This window comes from Kitasatospora sp. NPDC041917 (assembly GCF_055589745.1).
Map to the genome: position 1 here is coordinate 59970 of NZ_JBVJBI010000036.1, position 15773 is coordinate 75742.

13 protein-coding genes and 1 pseudogene are annotated in these 15773 nt (G+C 74.4%); 8 read left to right on the forward strand and 6 right to left on the reverse strand.

Going from position 1 to position 15773, the window contains the following annotated elements:
* Positions 1-48: 48 nt before the first annotated feature.
* A complete protein-coding gene (locus ACZ6EM_RS31460) occupies positions 49-2547 on the forward strand; it encodes a right-handed parallel beta-helix repeat-containing protein (protein WP_401052339.1) in 2499 nt (832 codons plus the stop codon).
* An 81-nt stretch (positions 2548-2628) separates the two neighbouring features.
* A complete protein-coding gene (locus ACZ6EM_RS31465) occupies positions 2629-2928 on the forward strand; it encodes a DUF6191 domain-containing protein (protein ID WP_401052336.1) in 300 nt (99 codons plus the stop codon).
* A gap of 128 nt (positions 2929-3056) precedes the next feature.
* Here ACZ6EM_RS31465 and ACZ6EM_RS31470 read toward each other — a convergent pair whose 3' ends face one another.
* Together ACZ6EM_RS31470 and ACZ6EM_RS31475 are read right to left on the reverse strand one after the other, a co-directional pair.
* Positions 3057-4199 (reverse strand): PLP-dependent cysteine synthase family protein, encoded by a 1143-nt coding sequence (locus ACZ6EM_RS31470; protein WP_452179533.1) that lies wholly within the window; start codon positions 4197-4199, stop codon positions 3057-3059.
* A gap of 156 nt (positions 4200-4355) precedes the next feature.
* Positions 4356-5636, reverse strand: a complete 1281-nt coding sequence (locus ACZ6EM_RS31475) for an ROK family protein (protein WP_401048570.1) — start codon at positions 5634-5636, stop codon at positions 4356-4358.
* A gap of 17 nt (positions 5637-5653) precedes the next feature.
* Between ACZ6EM_RS31475 and ACZ6EM_RS31480 the strand changes: the two genes are divergently transcribed.
* The gene (locus tag ACZ6EM_RS31480) at positions 5654-6937 is read left to right on the forward strand and encodes an MFS transporter (RefSeq protein ID WP_465773816.1); all 1284 of its coding nucleotides are present in this window, start codon (positions 5654-5656) and stop codon (positions 6935-6937) included.
* Positions 6938-7024: 87 nt separating this feature from the next.
* On the forward strand, positions 7025-7597 hold the full coding sequence (locus ACZ6EM_RS31485; protein ID WP_465773817.1) for a HutD/Ves family protein: 573 nt from the start codon (positions 7025-7027) through the stop codon (positions 7595-7597).
* A gap of 131 nt (positions 7598-7728) precedes the next feature.
* On the opposite strand, the gene ACZ6EM_RS31490 is transcribed toward ACZ6EM_RS31485, so the two are convergent.
* Complete coding sequence (locus ACZ6EM_RS31490) at positions 7729-8622, reverse strand: esterase/lipase family protein (RefSeq protein ID WP_401048571.1); 894 nt, start codon at positions 8620-8622, stop codon at positions 7729-7731.
* A gap of 203 nt (positions 8623-8825) precedes the next feature.
* Here ACZ6EM_RS31490 and ACZ6EM_RS31495 point away from each other — a divergent pair, with 203 nt between their 5' ends.
* The gene (locus tag ACZ6EM_RS31495; protein WP_465773818.1) at positions 8826-10139 is read left to right on the forward strand and encodes a PucR family transcriptional regulator; all 1314 of its coding nucleotides are present in this window, start codon (positions 8826-8828) and stop codon (positions 10137-10139) included.
* 66 nt (positions 10140-10205) lie between these two features.
* Here the strand turns inward: ACZ6EM_RS31495 and ACZ6EM_RS31500 are convergent, their stop codons facing one another.
* Complete coding sequence (locus tag ACZ6EM_RS31500; RefSeq protein WP_401048564.1) at positions 10206-10961, reverse strand: acyltransferase; 756 nt, start codon at positions 10959-10961, stop codon at positions 10206-10208.
* A 106-nt stretch (positions 10962-11067) separates the two neighbouring features.
* On the opposite strand from ACZ6EM_RS31500, the gene ACZ6EM_RS31505 reads away from it, so the two are divergent.
* Positions 11068-11838 (forward strand): maleylpyruvate isomerase family mycothiol-dependent enzyme, encoded by a 771-nt coding sequence (locus tag ACZ6EM_RS31505; RefSeq protein ID WP_401048562.1) that lies wholly within the window; start codon positions 11068-11070, stop codon positions 11836-11838.
* Between the two features lie 111 nt (positions 11839-11949).
* Here ACZ6EM_RS31505 and ACZ6EM_RS31510 read toward each other — a convergent pair whose 3' ends face one another.
* Positions 11950-12723 (reverse strand): enoyl-CoA hydratase family protein, encoded by a 774-nt coding sequence (locus ACZ6EM_RS31510; RefSeq protein WP_380353113.1) that lies wholly within the window; start codon positions 12721-12723, stop codon positions 11950-11952.
* A 255-nt stretch (positions 12724-12978) separates the two neighbouring features.
* Between ACZ6EM_RS31510 and ACZ6EM_RS31515 the strand changes: the two genes are divergently transcribed.
* Together ACZ6EM_RS31515 and ACZ6EM_RS31520 are read left to right on the forward strand one after the other, a co-directional pair.
* Positions 12979-13809 carry an ATP-grasp domain-containing protein gene (locus ACZ6EM_RS31515; protein ID WP_465773819.1) on the forward strand — a complete coding sequence of 277 codons (831 nt, stop codon included), beginning with the start codon at positions 12979-12981 and terminating at the stop codon, positions 13807-13809.
* Between the two features lie 63 nt (positions 13810-13872).
* Positions 13873-14277 (forward strand): RidA family protein, encoded by a 405-nt coding sequence (locus ACZ6EM_RS31520; protein WP_380545934.1) that lies wholly within the window; start codon positions 13873-13875, stop codon positions 14275-14277.
* Positions 14278-14598: 321 nt separating this feature from the next.
* Here the strand turns inward: ACZ6EM_RS31520 and ACZ6EM_RS31525 are convergent.
* Positions 14599-15699 (reverse strand): annotated as a pseudogene (locus tag ACZ6EM_RS31525) (MFS transporter); the annotation flags it as partial.
* Between the last annotated feature and the right edge of the window lie 74 nt (positions 15700-15773).

Consider the following 15773-nt stretch of genomic DNA (forward strand, 5'->3'; position numbering starts at 1 on the left):
ACGGCCCGTTGATCGCCGGCTCGACGAAGGTGGGGACGACAGACCGTCATGGCTGAGCACAGGGTCCGAGTCACCCAGGACAGCGCATCCCGCTGGCGTCGCCGCGCGGGAGAGTACGACACGCTCGCGGAGGCCCTCGCCGCCGCCGAACCCGGCGACACCGTGACCGTCCGTCCGGGCACCTTCCGGGAGAACGTGCTCCTGGACAAGCCCGTGACGCTGGTCCCGGCCCAGGGGCCGGGGACGGTCCGGATCGACCCGCCCTCCGGCGTGGCGCTCACCGTGACCGCCGCCGCGACCGTACGCGACCTGGTCGTCGAGGGCGGCGACAGCTCCACCCCCGCCGTTCTGGTCACCGGGCCGGAGGCGACACCCTCCTTCAGCGGCTGCCGGATCGAGACCCGCTCGGCCACCGGGATCGAGATCACCGACGGCGCCCGGCCGACCCTGCGCGGCTGCGTGGTCACCAACCCGGGCGGGCTCGGGCTGCGGCTGCGCGGCGCGGGCACCGCCGCCGCCTTCGAGGACTGCGAGGTCGCCGCCGCCGGACAGGCCGGACTGGCGGTCCTCGGCGGCGCCACCGCGGCCCTGGACCGCTGCCGCGTCCACCACGCCTCCGGTGCCGGCGTCCTGCTCTCCGACCCCGGCAGCGCGGCCGAGCTGACCGGCTGCGAGATCTACGAGATCCGCGGCAGCGGCGTGCAGGCCGAGGCGCAGGCGGGCGGGCGGCTGGTCGACTGCGAGATCCACCGGGTCACCGGCAACGGCCTGACCCTGGACGGCGAGGCCGAGCTGGTGCTCACCGGCTGCCGGGTGCACGACCTGCCGGAGAACGGCGCCGACCTGCGCGGACGCGCCCGGCTGAGCCTCGCGAACAGCACCGTCCGGGACTTCGGGCGCGGGGCGCTTTCGGTCTGGGACCAGGGCACCGAGGCCGTCGCCGAGTCCTGCCAGATCCACAGCTCGACCGGCGAGTACCCGGCACTGTGGGTCAGCGACGGCGCCCGGCTGACCCTCACCGACTGCTCGCTGCACGACCTGCCGGACGCCCTGTTCGTCCTCGACCGGGACTCCGCCGCCACCGCCGAGGGCTGCTCGTTCAGCCGGATCCGCAGTTCGGCGGTCTCGGTCAGCGGCGGGGCCACCGTCTCCCTCGCTTCCTGCCGGGTGCAGGAGGCGGGCACCGGGCTCTGGTTCCGCGACCACGGCAGCGGCGGACTCCTCACCGACTGCGAGATCTCCGACGTGGCCACCGGCGTGATCGTCACCAAGGGCGCCGACCCGGTGCTGCGCGACTGCACCGTACGGGCCAGCACGGACGCCGGGGTGTACGTCTCGGCGCAGGGGCGGGGCACCTTCGAGGACTGCCGGGTCTCCCAGGGCAAGGGCTTCGGCTTCCACATCATCGACGGCTGCCGGACCCAGCTCATCCGGTGCCGGGCGGAGCACAACCAGCGGACCGGGTTCGAGTTCTCCGAACCGGGGCCGGTCACGGAGGGGTGCATCTCGGACGACGTCGCGGCCGCTCCGGCGCCGGCCGCCCCCGGTGGCGGTGCGGGACCGGGGCCCGGGCGCGGGTCCGGACCGGCGTCCGGGCGCGGGCCGGGGCTGGGCTCGTCCTTCGGACCCCCCGACGTACCGGCGCCGCGCACGGCCCAACTGGCCTCGGTGGCACCGGTGTTGGCACCGCCCGCGGGCGGCTCGGCGACCATCTCGCCGATCCCGGACTGCCGGCCGGCCGAGGAAGCGCTCGCCGAGCTGGACTCCCTGGTCGGACTGGCCACGGTCAAGCAGGAGGTGCGCACGCTGATCGACCTGATCTCGGTCGGCCGTCGCCGCCGCCAGGCCGGACTCAAGGCGCCCTCGCTGCGCCGGCACCTGGTCTTCACCGGGGCACCGGGCACCGGCAAGACCACCGTCGCCCGGCTCTACGGCGAGATCCTCGCCTCGCTCGGGGTGCTCCAGCGCGGGCACCTGGTCGAGGTGGCCCGGGTGGACCTGGTCGGCGAGCACATCGGCTCCACCGCGATCCGCACCGCGGCCGCCTTCGACCGGGCACGCGGCGGGGTGCTCTTCATCGACGAGGCGTACGCGCTCGCACCCGAGGACGGGGCACGGGACTTCGGGCGCGAGGCGATCGACACCCTGGTCAAGCTGATGGAGGACCACCGGGACGAGGTGGTCGTCATCGTGGCGGGCTACACCGCCGAGATGGAGCGCTTCCTCTCCGCCAACCCCGGTGTCTCCTCCCGCTTCTCCCGCACCATCGGCTTCCCCGACTACACGGCGGACGAACTGCTGGAGATCGCCAGGGCGCAGTGCGCCGAACACGAGTACGCGCTCTCCGAGGACACGGAGAAGTCGCTGCTGGAACACTTCGGCGGGCTGGAGCGCGGGCCCAACTTCGGCAACGGGCGCACCGCACGGCAGGTCTTCGAGACCATGGTCGAGCGGCACGCGGTGCGGATCGCCCATCTCGCGAACCCGTCCACGGAGGAACTCCAGCTGCTCGTCCCGGCCGACCTGCCGACGGCGCCGCTTCCGTAGCGGCGGCGGCTGGGGCAGGGAGCAGGCCGGCAGCGTCGCGGTAGGGGAACTCGTCGGCCGCGCCGGGCCATTGAGGCGGACATGGGTGTGCTGCTGACGGGCGCGGCGGGCGGGTTGCTGCTGCCGGCCGGACTGGTCGTGATGTTCTTCCTGGGCGCGGTGGTGCGGCGGCTGCGCGCCCGCCCGACGGCGGAAGCGGGCGGCGGACGCGGTGCGGGTGCGACCGCCACGGAGGAGCTGCACGCGCTGCTCTACCCGGGCAAGCGGGTGCAGTTGGAGCAGCGGCGGGTCGAACTGGTACTGCGGGACGACGAGCACGACGGCGCACCGAAGCGTACGGGGATCGACCTCGCAGGCGGCCGGGCGGTCATCCGGCGGTGACGGCCTCGGGCCTCAGGTTGACAGCCGATGGCGGACAGCCGACAGACAACCGATGTCAGATAACAGATGATGAAATCTGTCAGCTGACAGTTGTCATCCGCCGGCCCTCGACTGTCCGCCCGCCGGCCTCAGCCCACCCAGGCACCGCCCGCGAGGAAGGACTCCAGCGCCGCCCGGTACGGCGCGATGTCGATCCGCTCGCCCGCCAGCCAGTCGTCGGAGTAGTACTTGTCCAGGTAGCGGTCCCCCGGGTCGCAGATCAGGCCCACCACGCTGCCCGTCCGCCCGTCCGCGCGCATCTCGGCGACGATCCGCAGCGCACTCCACAGGCCCGTCCCGGTGGAGGCACCCGCCTTCTTGCCGAGCACCCGCTCCAGCACCCGTACGGCGGCGATCGACGCGGCGTCCGGCACCCTCATCATCCGGTCGATCGCCCCCGGGACGAAGCTCGGCTCCATCCGCGGCCGTCCGATGCCCTCGATCCGCGAGCCGCTCTCGCAGACGGCGTCCGGGTCGTGGTGGACCCAGCCGTCGAAGAAGCAGGAGTTCTCCGGGTCCGCGACGCAGATCCGGGTGTCGTACTGCATGTAGTGGACGAACCGGGCGATGGTCGCCGAGGTGCCGCCGGTACCGGCGGTGGCCACGATCCAGGCCGGCTCGGGGTGCGGCTCCAGGCGCAGCTGGGCGAAGACCGACTCGGCGATGTTGTTGTTGCCGCGCCAGTCGGTGGCCCGCTCGGCATAGGTGAACTGGTCCATGTAGTGCCCGCCCGTCTCCTCGGCGAGCCGGGCGGAGACCTCGTACACCTCGTCCGAGCGCTCGACCAGGTGACACTCACCGCCGTGGAACTGGATCAGGTCGATCTTGGCCTGGCTGGTGCTCTTGGCCATCACGGCGATGAACGGCACGCCGATGAGCTGGGCGAAGTACGCCTCGGAGACGGCGGTGGAGCCGCTGGAGGCCTCGATCACCGGCTTTCCGGGCCGGATCCAGCCGTTGCAGAGCCCGTAGAGGAAGAGCGAGCGGGCCAGGCGGTGCTTGAGCGAGCCGGTCGGGTGGGTGGACTCGTCCTTGAGGTAGAGGTCGATCCCCCACTGAGCGGGCAGCGGGAAGCGCAGCAGGTGGGTGTCGGCGGAGCGGTTGGCGTCGGCCTGGACCTTGCGCACCGCCTCCTTGAGCCAGGCGCGGTACTCCGGGTCGGAGCGGTCGACGTCGACGGTCGGCTCGATGCCGGGCTCGATGCGGGGGTGGGTGCCGCGCTGGGTGCTCATGGTCGCTGTCTCCCTCGTAGTGACCCCCCACTGCTCACTACGAGTGTATGAGAGTCACGATAAGTGACGGTTTTCGCAGTCCCAGCTTCCGCTTATCGCCTTGATCGCCCTGTCGCCCTGTCGCCCTCGATCGCCGTCGATCGCCGTCGATCGCCGTCAGGGCAGAACCGGCACCGACTGCGGATCCGCCAGGTACGGCCCCCAGCCCAGCTCGGCCGCGCCCGCCAGCGCGCCGTGCGCCAGCTCCGCGCCGACGATCGGCACCCGGCCGCTGCGCCCCCACAGGCTGCGCTCGGCGACCACCGACCGCAGCCGGTCGGGCGCGGCCTCCAGCAGGTGGAGGTGCAGCCCGCTGAGGACCACCCGGTCGGGGTTGAGGATGTTGGCGACGCCCGCCAGGCCGAGCCCGAGCCGGTCGATGACGTGCTCCACCGCCGCCCGCGCCCGGTCGTCCGTCGCGGCTGCCCGGCACAGCTCGCGCGCCTGGTCGAGCAGCGGGCGCCCCGGCTCCGGGGTGAGTCCGGCGGCGGCGAACAGCGCGTCGGGGTCGGTCTCGGAGTTGAGGCAGCCCCGGTTGCCGCACTTGCACGGTCGGCCCTGCGGGTCGACGGTGAGGTGGCCGACCTCCAGGGCCAGGCCGGCGCTGCCGGTGTGCAGGTGGCCGTCGATGACGAGCGCGCCACCGACGCCGCGGTGGCCGGACGTGACGAAAAGCAGGTGGCGGGCGCCTCGGCCGGCACCGTGCCGGTACTCGGCGAGCGCGGCCAGGTTGGCGTCGTTGGCGATCGCGGTGGGCAGCGGGCGCATCGCCCTGGGACCGTGGTCGGCGCGTCCGACCTCGACGTCGTACAGGTCGGCGACCGGGGTGCCGCTGGGCCACGCGAAGTGCAGCGCGGCGAGGGCGGCGCCGTCCGGCTCGGTGACCGGGTTGGGCAGCGCGAGGGCGGCACCCAGACAGCGACGGTCGGTCGCGCGGGCCAGCTCGGCGCCCGCCACGGCGACGGCGCGCAGCATCCGGACCGGGTCGGTGGCGGCGGGCAGCGGCAGATGGACTGGCGGGTCGAGCAGTCCGCCGAGGCCGGCCAGGGTGACGCTCAGTCCGTCGGCGTGGATCTGCCCGGCGACCACGACCGGGCCCTGCGGGTCGATCGCGAGCCGGTGCGAGGGGCGACCGCGGCCCCCGCCCGCCGGGCGCGAGTCGACGGTGATCAGGCCGAGCGCCTCCAGTTCGGCGGTGACCGCGCCGGCCGTGGCCCGGGTGACGTCCAGTGCCCGGGTGAGCGCCGAACGGGTCGGCGTCTGGCCGGTGTGGATCAGCGAGAGCGCAGGACCCAGCAGCGTCCGGCCCCGGTCGGGCGCGGCGCGACGGTGACCGTCGCGCTGCGCGTCGGAGTCGGTTCCGGTACCGGGCCTCGGGCTTGATGGTGAGAGCTGCACGCCCCTATTGTGACTTTGTGTCGCTTCGAAACAAAATCGGTCCACTCGCGCGCCCGAACCATCATCCCTCCTCCCAGTCTCGCAGCACACCCCCGGCGGCCGACAGCCCCTGGGGGGCCGCACGTGTCGCCCTCACCGCGTTCTTCGCCATCGACGGCTTCCTCTTCGCCGCCTGGGTCGTCCGGATCCCCGACATCCGCAGGCAGGTCGACGCCTCGCACAGCGCGCTCGGGCTCGCCCTGCTCTGCCTCTCCATCGGCGCCGTCCTCACCATGCCGATGATCGGCCGGCTCTGCCTGCGGTACGGCTCGCGCCCGCTCACCGTCGGCTCGCTCGCCCTGCTCAGCCTCGCCGTCCTGCTGCCCGCCCACGCCCACTCGGTCACCGCGCTCGGCGGGGTGCTGCTGCTGTTCGGCGCGGGGTACGGCGGGGCCAACGTCGCGATGAACAGCGCCGCCGTCGACCTGGTCGCGCAGTTGCGGCGGCCCGTGATGCCCAGCTTCCACGCCGGGTACAGCTTCGGCGGGCTGGCCGGCACCGGGGCCAGCGGACTGCTCGCCGGCCCGCTGAGCACCGCGTGGGCGCTCGCCCTCAGCGCCGCGCTGGGCATGGCCGTCACGGTCGGCGCGGGAATCGTCCTGCTGCGCAGCCCGGCGGCGGCAGCCGTCGCACCGCATCGTGCGGGCCGTGCGGGCCGTGCCGCGGAGTCGTCCGGCACCGCGACGGCGGATGCCGGCTCGGCCCGCGCCCGCACCCGGCTGCTCGTCCTGCTGCTCGGCCTCACCGCGCTCTGCACCGCGTACGGCGAGGGCGCGGTCGCCGACTGGGCCACCCTCCACCTCACCGACGACGTCCGGGCGAGCTCCGTGGTGGCCGCCACCGGCTACGGCGCGTACGCGTTCGCGATGGCCGGCGGGCGCGTCGGCGGCACCTGGCTGTCCATCAGGCTCGGTCAGACCCGGCTGATGCTGCTCGGTGGGCTGACGGCGGCCGTCGGCATGCTGATCGCCGCCCTGGCACCGGTGGTGCCGGTCGCGATCTGCGGGTTCGTCCTGGTCGGCCTCGGCCTGGCCAACCTCTTCCCGCTCGCCATCGCCCGGGCCGGCGAGGCCGGTGGGCCGCAGGGCGTCGCGTTCGCCTCCTCGCTCGGCTACGGAGGGATGCTGATCGGCCCGGTGGTGATCGGTTTCCTCGCCGACGCCGCCGGACTGCCGCTGGCCCTCACCACCGTGACGCTCGCGGCCACGGTGGCGGCGCTCCTGCCGCTGTCGGTCGGGCGGCGGGTGACAGCCGACAGGTGACAACCGACAGCCGACGGATGACAGATGACAGATGATGAAATCTGTTATCCGTCATCCGCCCTCCGCCATGTGACAGGATGCGGGGCCATGACGAGCAGCGAAGGCTTCCGGGTACTGCGGGCGAGCGAGCGCCCGGCGACGGCGTGGCTCAACGGCGGCGGCGTGACCAGGGAGGTCGCCGGGTTCCCCGCCGGAGCCGGGCTGGACGCCTTCGACTGGCGGGTCAGCCTCGCGGACGTCGCCTCGGCCGGGCCGTTCTCCCCGTTTCCCGGGATCGACCGGGTGATCACCCTGGTCGAGGGCCCCGGCATGGCACTCACTGTCGACGGCACCGAGCGGCTGGTCGACGCGCCGTTCCGGCCGTTCGCCTTCTCCGGCGACGCCACCACCGACTGCCGCCTGCTGGCCGGCCCGGTGGTGGACTTCAACGTGATGACGCGCCGCGGGCGGGTCCAGGCCACGGTGGAGCCGGCCACCACAGCCACCGCGGTCGACGTCCCGGTCGGAGGCACCGGCCTCCTGGTCTGCCTCGCCGGCACGGCCTCCGTCGACGGTGTCGAACTCACCCGCTACGACGCCGCGTTGCTCCATGCCCCGGGCACATACGCGCTGCACCCGAACGGCACCACCGCCGTCGTCGGCTTCCGCACCACCCCCTGACAGCGGGCAGGCCGGCGGGCGGACGGGCCGACACGCCGGCAGCCGCCGCACCCTCGCACCGGCACGGAACGGCGCTCCCGCCCCCCGGAACACCCGGAGGCAGGAGCGCCGTCACCAGCCCGCCGTCGGACTCACCCGCAGAGCACCGGTGTGGCGTGCGCCGGGTCCAGGGCGTTGGTCACCAGGTGCAGCGCCGTCGGCGAGAACGCGATCCCGACGTGTTCCACCAGCGAGACCGGGCAGTGCCCCTGCACCACCTCGTTGTCGACGCCCGGGCCGCTCAGGAACTGGGTCCGCCACGGGGTGACGACCTCGTCGAGGACCGTCGAGACCACGGTGTAGCTCACTCCCGGCACGGTGTCCGGCCGGGAGGCCATCACCTTGTTGAAGTCGGAACCCACCGCCTGGTCCCGGCAGGCCTGGCAGACCGTGAAGATCAGGTCCGCGACGCCCGGGAAGTACGGCACCAGGTTGGTGATCCCGTCGAGCGTCGTGCCGTGGTTGGACGGCGCCAGCCCGACCATCCTGCCGACCTTGGAGGCGCCGCCGAGGAACTTGAGGTAGTAGTTCGGCATCATGCCGCCCTGGGAGTGCCCGACGATGTCGACCTTGGCGGCACCGGTCGCGTTCCGCACCAGGTCCACGAACCGGGCGAGTTGGGCCGCCGATTCCGGGACCGGCCCGAGGCCGCCGATCGGCAGCAGCAGGCCGCTGCCGCTGGAGGTGATGCCGGGAATGGTCCCGTAGTCGAGGGCGAAGACGCAGTACCCGAGGCTCTTCAGCAGCGGGGAGAGCGCCAGCCAGTTCTCGTAGCGGTTGGCGAAGGTGCCGTGCACCAGGACGACCGGGTCGGGGTGCGCGGTGCTCGGCCGGCAGGTCCAGTCGTTGGCGCCGGGCGGTGAGGCCACCGTGTCACCGTCGGGCGGCAGTTCGGCGGATCCGTCAGGCGTTGCGGTCACGGCAGCGGCAGCCGGCGCCGAAGGGGACGTGGCGGCGCCCGCCGGCGACGCCGTCGCCCCGACCAGCAGCGCCCCCGCCAGCAGCAGGACGCCCAGAGCGCCACCGGCCCTGCCGCGCACGGGAGTTGCGGGGAAGCGGAGAAGTGGGGTTCTCAACTGTTGCCTCCACAGCGGAAGTTTGTTACCAACAGGTAACCCGAGGGCTCCATCATGCGGTCGCCCCTCCGGCCCGGCCCTTGGGCGTCCCCCAGACCTGGACGGTGTTCTCTGTGACCGGTCACAACGCACCCCACTGCCCGCCCCCGAACACCTCCGACCGGCCGCCGGACTGGCGCGTCCCGGCGATCGGCGGGCTCCCGGCCGACCAGCGACTGCTCGGCGGCGCGCGGGAGCTGGCCGAGACCGTGGTCGCCGCCCTGGTGGAGCGGGTGCCGGCCTACCGCCGGATGCCCCGCGAGCAACTCACCGGCGAGCTGACCCGGGACACCGAACGCCGCATCCGCGCCCTCGCCCACACCGTACGGACCGGGGTCCCCGCCCCCGCCGAGGAGTTCACCGCCGTCCGGGAGGCCGCCGCCCGGCGCGCCGAGGAAGGCCTGCCGCTGGACGCCGTGCTGCTCGCCCACCACCTCGGCCTGGAGGTCTGCTGGGAGTTCGTGACCCGGCACGCCCGGGACGGCGACGCCGCCGACCTGCTCGTTCTCAACCGGCTGCTGCTCGACCAGCTCCGCCGGGCCGCCACCGCCGCCGGGGCGGGCTACCTCGACGGCCGGCACCCGACCACCGACCGGCGCGGCGCCACCCGGCGCTCCCTGCTCGGCGCGCTCCTCGCGGGCACCCCCGCCGACGAGGCCGCCGGCCGCGCCGGGCTCCGGCTGCCCACGGGGTACGCCGTGCTCTGCCTGTCCGTCGCCGACCATCCCGACGAGCGCTCCCCCGGCGTCGACCCGGGCATCGCCGCCCGCCGCAAGCTCCGCCGGTTCGAGGCCGAACTCGACCACCGCACCCGGCAGTCGGCACTCACCGCACTCACCCCCACGGGCGGCCTGGTGCTCGTCCCGTTCGGGCCGTCACCCGGTCCGGACGGGGACGATCCCGACGAGGCGCCCTGGCCGCTGCTCGCCGCCACCCTCGCCGCGGCGGCCCGCGCGGCCGGCGCCCCGGTACTGGCCGGGGCGGCCTCCGCGGCCCCCGCCGAGGTGCCCGGCGCGGCCGCCCTCGCCCACGAAGTCCTGGACGTGGCCCGGGCGTTCGGCCGGCCTCCGGGCCTGCACCGGTTGGACGACGTCCTGCTGGAGTACCAGCTCACCCGGCCCGGCCAGGCCCGCTCCCGGCTCGCCGCTCTGCTCGAACCGCTGGCCGACAGCGGGGAGTTGCTCATCACTCTGCGCACCCACCTGGCCGGGGGCCTGAACCGCCGGCACACCGCGAGCGCCCTGCACCTGCACCCGAACACCGTCGACTACCGGCTGCGCCGGATCGCCGCGCTGACCGGTCTGGATCCGACGCGCCCCGCCGACATCCCGCGGATCACCGCCGCCATCACCGCCCGCACCGCCGAACAAGCTTCCCTCGCGGGGTAGTTCAGGCCGCTCGCGAGTTCAAGGCGCTGCACCGGGCGGAGGGCGCCGGCCCCTTCGCGGGCGACGTCAGCCCGGCTCCCCCGGCAGTCGCAGGTCCCAGCCGACCAGGGCGCGCAGCTGCTCCGCGGTCACGCCGTCCGGCACCGGCTGCGGAGCGTCGTGGCGCAGCGGCGGCTGCCAGCCCTCGTCCTCGGTCCAGCGGCGCACCACCTTGGCCGGCGCCCCGGCGACCACGCTGTGGTCGGGCACCTCACCTCGCACCACGGCCCCCGCCGCGACCACCACGTTGCGGCCGATCCGCGCCCCCGGCAGGATCACCGAACCGGTGCCGATCCAGCTGCCCGCGCCGATCTCCACCGGTTCGTTGCGCGGCCACTGCTTGCCGATCGGCAGCTCGGTGTCCCGGTACTCGTGCGCCTGGTCGCTGATGTACACGCCAGGCCCGGTCCACACGTCGTCGCCGATGACGATCGACTGGTGGCCGACGATGTGGCTGTCCCGGCCGATCACGCAACCACCGCCGATCCGCACGATCGGCTCCGGCCCGAGGTCGAGCCCGGGCAGGAACCCGGCGCTGATGGTGACCCGCTCGCCGATGATCGAGAACGGCCCGATGGTGATCCACTGCTCGTTGAACACCGCCCCGAGCGGGAAGCTGAGCGTCGTGCCGTCCCCCAGCTCGCCGAACCGGTACGGGCCGGGGTTGCGGTTGGTGACCGCGCCGGTCCGCTGCACCCAGCGCCAGCCCCGGTGGACCAGGCGTCCGGCGGCGCGGCGGCCACCGGTCCGGACGGCTGAGACGAGGGAACGGGTTATCGGCATGCGCTCACGTTACCGGCCCGTAGCGTCCGCCCGATCGCCGGGAGGCGTCCGAGGAAATGTCCGAAGTCCGCGACCGGCGGCCGATCGCGGTGGAAGACTCCGTCCCATGGAGATCACCGAGCACATCGACGCGCTGCGCCTCGAAGGCACCCGGCTCGCCGAGGCCGCAGCCCGCACCGAGCTGTCCGCCCCCGTACCGACCTGCCCGGAGTGGCGGCTGACGGACCTGCTGCGGCACATCGGCTCCGTCCACCGCTGGGCCGCCGCCATTCCCTCCCAGGGCCTGCGGGCCCGGCCGGACGAAGCGGACGCGCAGGCCGCCGTCGGGCCGATGCCCTCGGACGCCGCACTGCTCGACTGGTACCGCGAGGGCCACGCCGCCCTGGTGGACGTGCTCACCGCCGCGCCCGCCGACCTGGAGTGCTGGACTTTCCTGCCCTCGCCCCGCCCGCTGGCGTTCTGGGCCCGGCGCCAGGCGCACGAGACCTCCATCCACCGCCATGACGCCGACGCCGCCGCCGGGGCGCCCGGTCCGGTCGTGGACACCGCCCTCGCCCTGGACGGCATCGACGAACTGGTCAGCGGCTTCATGACCCGCAGCCGCTCCGCGCTGCGCAGCGACCGGCCGCGCACCCTCCAGGTCCGGGCCACCGACGGGGCCGGCTCCTGGCGACTGACCATCACCCAGGAGCCGCCGGTCGTCACCACCGGCGAGAGCTCCGAGCCGGCCGACCTGACCCTCACCGGCCCTGCCCACGAGCTCTACCTGCTGCTGTGGAACCGGCTGTCCGCCGAGCAGGCCACGGAGACCAAGGCGATCGGCGATCAGGACCTGCTCGCCGTGTGGAGCGACGCGGCGGCGGTCCGCTGGTCGTGACGCCGCCGCACGCGGGCGGCCGCGACGCCCGGGGACGCCAGCACACGCGCTGGCCCGGGGGGCGGCGCAGCCCCCCGGGCCAGCGGGCCCGTCGCCCGGGGAACCCCGCCGTCAGCGCACCCAGCGCGCGGGCCGCTTCTCCAGGAACGACCGCATCCCCTCCTGCGCCTCCTCCGAGCCGAAGAGCCGCGCCGACAGCTCCACCAGCTCGTCCGAGTCCCGCTCGAAGGAGCGCACCACCTCGGCGTTGGCCAGTCGCTTCGACTCCGCCAGGCCCTGCGGGGAGCCCAGGCGCAGCGCGTCCAGCAGGCCCTTCAACACCACGCCGGTGGACTCGGCGGAGTCGGTGGCGCTGGTGATCAGCCCGATCCGGGCGGCCTCGGCGGCGTCGAAGACCTCGCCGGTGAGGTAGTAGCGGGAGGCGGCGCGCGGCTCCAGCTTCGGGCGCAGCGGCAGCGAGATGACGGCGGGCGCGAGGCCGAGCCGCACCTCGGTGAAGGCGAAGGTCGAGGCCGGTCCGGCGACGGCGAGGTCGGCCGCGCCGACCAGACCGAGCCCGCCGGCCCGGACGTGCCCGTCGATGACGGCGATCACCGGCTTCGCGCAGTCCACGATCGCCCGCTGGAGCTCGACCAGGCCGCGCGGGCCGACCGTCGGGTCCGCGCCGGTCGCCTCGGAGAGGTCGGCACCCGCGCAGAACACCTTTCCGGTGTGTCCGAGCACCACCGCGCGGACCTCCGGGTCGGCCGCGGCGGAGGCCAGCCCGGCGTGCAGTTCGGCCATCAGCCGGGTGGAGAGCGCGTTGCGGTTGTGCGGCGAGTCGAGGGTGAGCGTGGTGACGGCGTCGGCGGTGCTGACGTGGACGAGGGGCGCTGCGCTGGTCATCGGCGGGCCTGCTTTCCGGCTGAGGGTGGGTCGGACTGCGGGTGGGTCGGACTGCGGGTGGGTCGGAACTGCGGGTGCGGTCCGGGAGGTGCCCCGGACGACGCGGCACGACTCTGGCATGCCCACCCGCCCCTCGGCCAGAGCCCACCCGCCCCTCGGCCGGAGCCGGCCGGCCGGGCGGGACCGGCTCCCGGCCGCTCCTCCCCGCCGAAATCCGGTGGTGGCGGGCCCCGCACCGGGGGCAGCATCGTCGCCATGACCACCGCCGATCCCGTCCTGCTGCTCGCGCCGCGCATCAACGAGACGGGCCTCCAGCTCCGCACCGCCGCCGGACGCCGCGGCCTGCGGGCGTGCACCGCGACGTCCTGGCAGGCGCCGCCCGGGCTGCGCGGCTCGGCGGTGCACGTGTACGGCGGACCGCTGTTCGGCGACGCCGTCGGACGGGAGCTCGGCCTCGGCCTGCTGGAGCCCGCCGCCGACTGGCTGACCCGGCTGCCGCTCGCGCTGACCGGACGCCGGGTCTCCTTCGGCACCCTGGCCGAGGCGCGCCGGCTGCGCCGCCCGGCCTTCGTCAAGCCGCCGGTGGACAAGCTGTTCGCCGCCCGGGTCCACCCCGACGGCGGGACGCTGCCGGGGCCCGAACTGCTGGACGGTGACACGCCGGTGCTGGTGAGCGAGGTCGTTCGGTTCGGCGTCGAGTACCGGCTGTTCGTCCTGGACGGCGCGGTGCGGGCCGGCTCGCGCTACGCCGTGGACGGTGACCTGTCCGTCGCGCCGCTGGAGACCGCCGGGTCACCCGCCGGGGAGACCGCCGGGGAGACCGCCGAGGTGCTCGCGTTCACCGCCGACGTGCTGGCCGCGTCGGCGTCGGACGCGCCGCTGCCCAGTGCCACCGTGGTGGACGTCGGGCGTACGGAGAACGGCCGTTGGGCCGTGGTGGAGGCCAACGCGGCGTGGGCCAGCGGTGGTTACGCCGCCAATCCGGACGCCGTCCTCGACGTGGTGCTGCGCTCGGGCGGACCGGCCGCCCAACTCCCGTTCACCGACCGCCCGTTCCTGCGCGAACTGCCCGATGTGGTGCGCTGAGGCCGGTCGGCCGTCGGGGCCGGGGCTTGCGGCTCCGGTGGATCATGGATCAGGATCCGCGCCATGACCACCTCTCACCTCACCCACATCACCGAGCCCCCCGGAGTCGCGCCCGGTACCGGCTACACCCAGGTCGTCACCGGCAGCGGCCGGACGGTCCAGGTGTCCGGCCAGGTCGCCTTCGACGAGCAGCGGAACCTGGTCGGCGAGGGCGATCCGAAGGCGCAGGCGCGGCAGGTCTTCGAGAACCTGCGGCGTTGCCTGGCCGCCGCCGGGGCCGGGTTCGAGCACGTCGTGAAGCTCACCTACTTCATGACGGACATCGCCCACCTCTCGGCCGTCCGCGAGGCCCGCGACGAGCACTTCGGCTCCCTTCCGCTGCCGGCCTCCTCCGCGATGCAGGTGGCCGCCCTGTTCAAGCCCGAGGTGCTGATCGAGATCGAGGCGATGGCGATCGTCCCCGAGTAGCCGGCCCGCGGCCGGCTCGTCTCGCACCGCGCCGGGGCTCGCGTCCCGCCGCCCGGCCCACCGGACGGCGGGGCGCATCGCCAGGCCCGCCGCGGCCAGCACCGTGCCCAGGACGACCCAGCCGACCATGCCGTACCCGATGACCAGGGTGCCGACCAGCGCCGGGCCGGCCATCAGCGCCGCCGCCGTCCCCGCGTTGAACACGCCCTGGTAGGCACCGTGATCGCGCTCACCCGCGAGGTCGTAGCTGAGCGCCCAGCCGCCCGCCTGCGCGACGACCTCGCCGAGCGACTGCAGCGCGACCCCGCCGAGCACCACCACGGCCGCGACGCCCGCGGGCAGACCGTGCGCCAGCGAGACGACCAGGCAGGAGGCGGCCAGCACCACTCCGGCGCGCCCGCAGGCCCGGGCGGCCTCCATCCGCTCCTCGGTGCCCCGGGTGGCCCGCACCTGCAGGGTGATCACCAGCAGGGTGTTGACGATCAGGGTGCCCGCGACGGTGATCCGCGGCGCGTCGGTCTCCTGGACGATCCAGAGCGGTATGCCGACCTCAAGGACGGCGAACTGCAGGCAGAGCAGTGCGTTCAGCACCGTCACGGCCAGGAACGGGCCGTCGCGCAGCGCCGGGTTCGGCCGCCGGCCCTGCTTGACGCCCCGGCCCGAGGGGTCCGACGGGTTCGCGACTCCGGTCTTCGCGGACGGCTCGGACACTGCCGCCCCGGACTCCGACGCTCCGGTCACCGAGGAGCGCTGCGGGATGTCGAGGCGGTGGAACAGCACGGCGACGGCCACGTAGGAGGCGGCGTCGGCCAGGATCGCCGTCAGGTACACCGGCCGGGTGTCCAGTTGGAGCGCGATCGCGCCGATGGCCGTTCCCAGGCAGATCCCGACGTTGGTCACCACCCGCAGGTGGGCCCGGCCCGCCACCCGGCGGTCGGCGGGCAGCACCTCGGCGTAGAGCGCGTTCCGGGTGGCGGCGGAGCCGCGGTCGACGGCGGAGACCAGGCAGGCCAGCGCCACGAACGCCGGGTAGCTGTGCACCAGCGCGTACCCGGCGGTGCCGATCGCCTGCACCGACACCAGCACCACCAGCACCCGCCGCGCACCCCAGCGGTCGGCGGCCCGGCCGGCCGGCACGCTCGCGACGACCCCGCACAGGCCGGCGGCGGTCATCCCGAGGCCCAGCTGGGCGGCGCTCAGGCCGAGCACCCGGGTGAAGAACAGCACCGCGACGGAGAGGGAGAGGCCGTTGCCCACCGTGTTGACCAGGGTGATCCCCGCCAGCCGACGGACTGTCGGGTCGGGGTGCAGCCGGCGTCGCAGCGCGGCGACGACCCCGGTGGCACGGGGGGTCGCAGGCGCAGCCCGGTCTTCGGGCACGGCAGGGGAAGGTGCGGAGGACTCCGCCGTCGAGGTGGTCATGCATGGATCCCACCGCGCGCCGGAGCGGACCAGTACTCCTTTAGGCTCTGGCTGAATCCGAAGCCGGACTGCCT

Excerpts from the sequence above, each read along its gene's own strand:
- ACZ6EM_RS31460 (WP_401052339.1), top strand. The coding sequence starts at position 49 with ATGGCTGAGCACAGGGTCCGAGTCACCCAGGACAGCGCATCCCGCTGG.
- ACZ6EM_RS31465 (WP_401052336.1), top strand. The coding sequence starts at position 2,629 with ATGGGTGTGCTGCTGACGGGCGCGGCGGGCGGGTTGCTGCTGCCGGCC.
- ACZ6EM_RS31470 (WP_452179533.1), bottom strand. The coding sequence starts at position 4,199 with ATGAGCACCCAGCGCGGCACCCACCCCCGCATCGAGCCCGGCATCGAG.
- ACZ6EM_RS31485 (WP_465773817.1), top strand. The coding sequence starts at position 7,025 with ATGACGAGCAGCGAAGGCTTCCGGGTACTGCGGGCGAGCGAGCGCCCG.
- ACZ6EM_RS31500 (WP_401048564.1), bottom strand. The coding sequence starts at position 10,961 with ATGCCGATAACCCGTTCCCTCGTCTCAGCCGTCCGGACCGGTGGCCGC.
- ACZ6EM_RS31505 (WP_401048562.1), top strand. The coding sequence starts at position 11,068 with ATGGAGATCACCGAGCACATCGACGCGCTGCGCCTCGAAGGCACCCGG.
- ACZ6EM_RS31510 (WP_380353113.1), bottom strand. The coding sequence starts at position 12,723 with ATGACCAGCGCAGCGCCCCTCGTCCACGTCAGCACCGCCGACGCCGTC.
- ACZ6EM_RS31515 (WP_465773819.1), top strand. The coding sequence starts at position 12,979 with ATGACCACCGCCGATCCCGTCCTGCTGCTCGCGCCGCGCATCAACGAG.
- ACZ6EM_RS31520 (WP_380545934.1), top strand. The coding sequence starts at position 13,873 with ATGACCACCTCTCACCTCACCCACATCACCGAGCCCCCCGGAGTCGCG.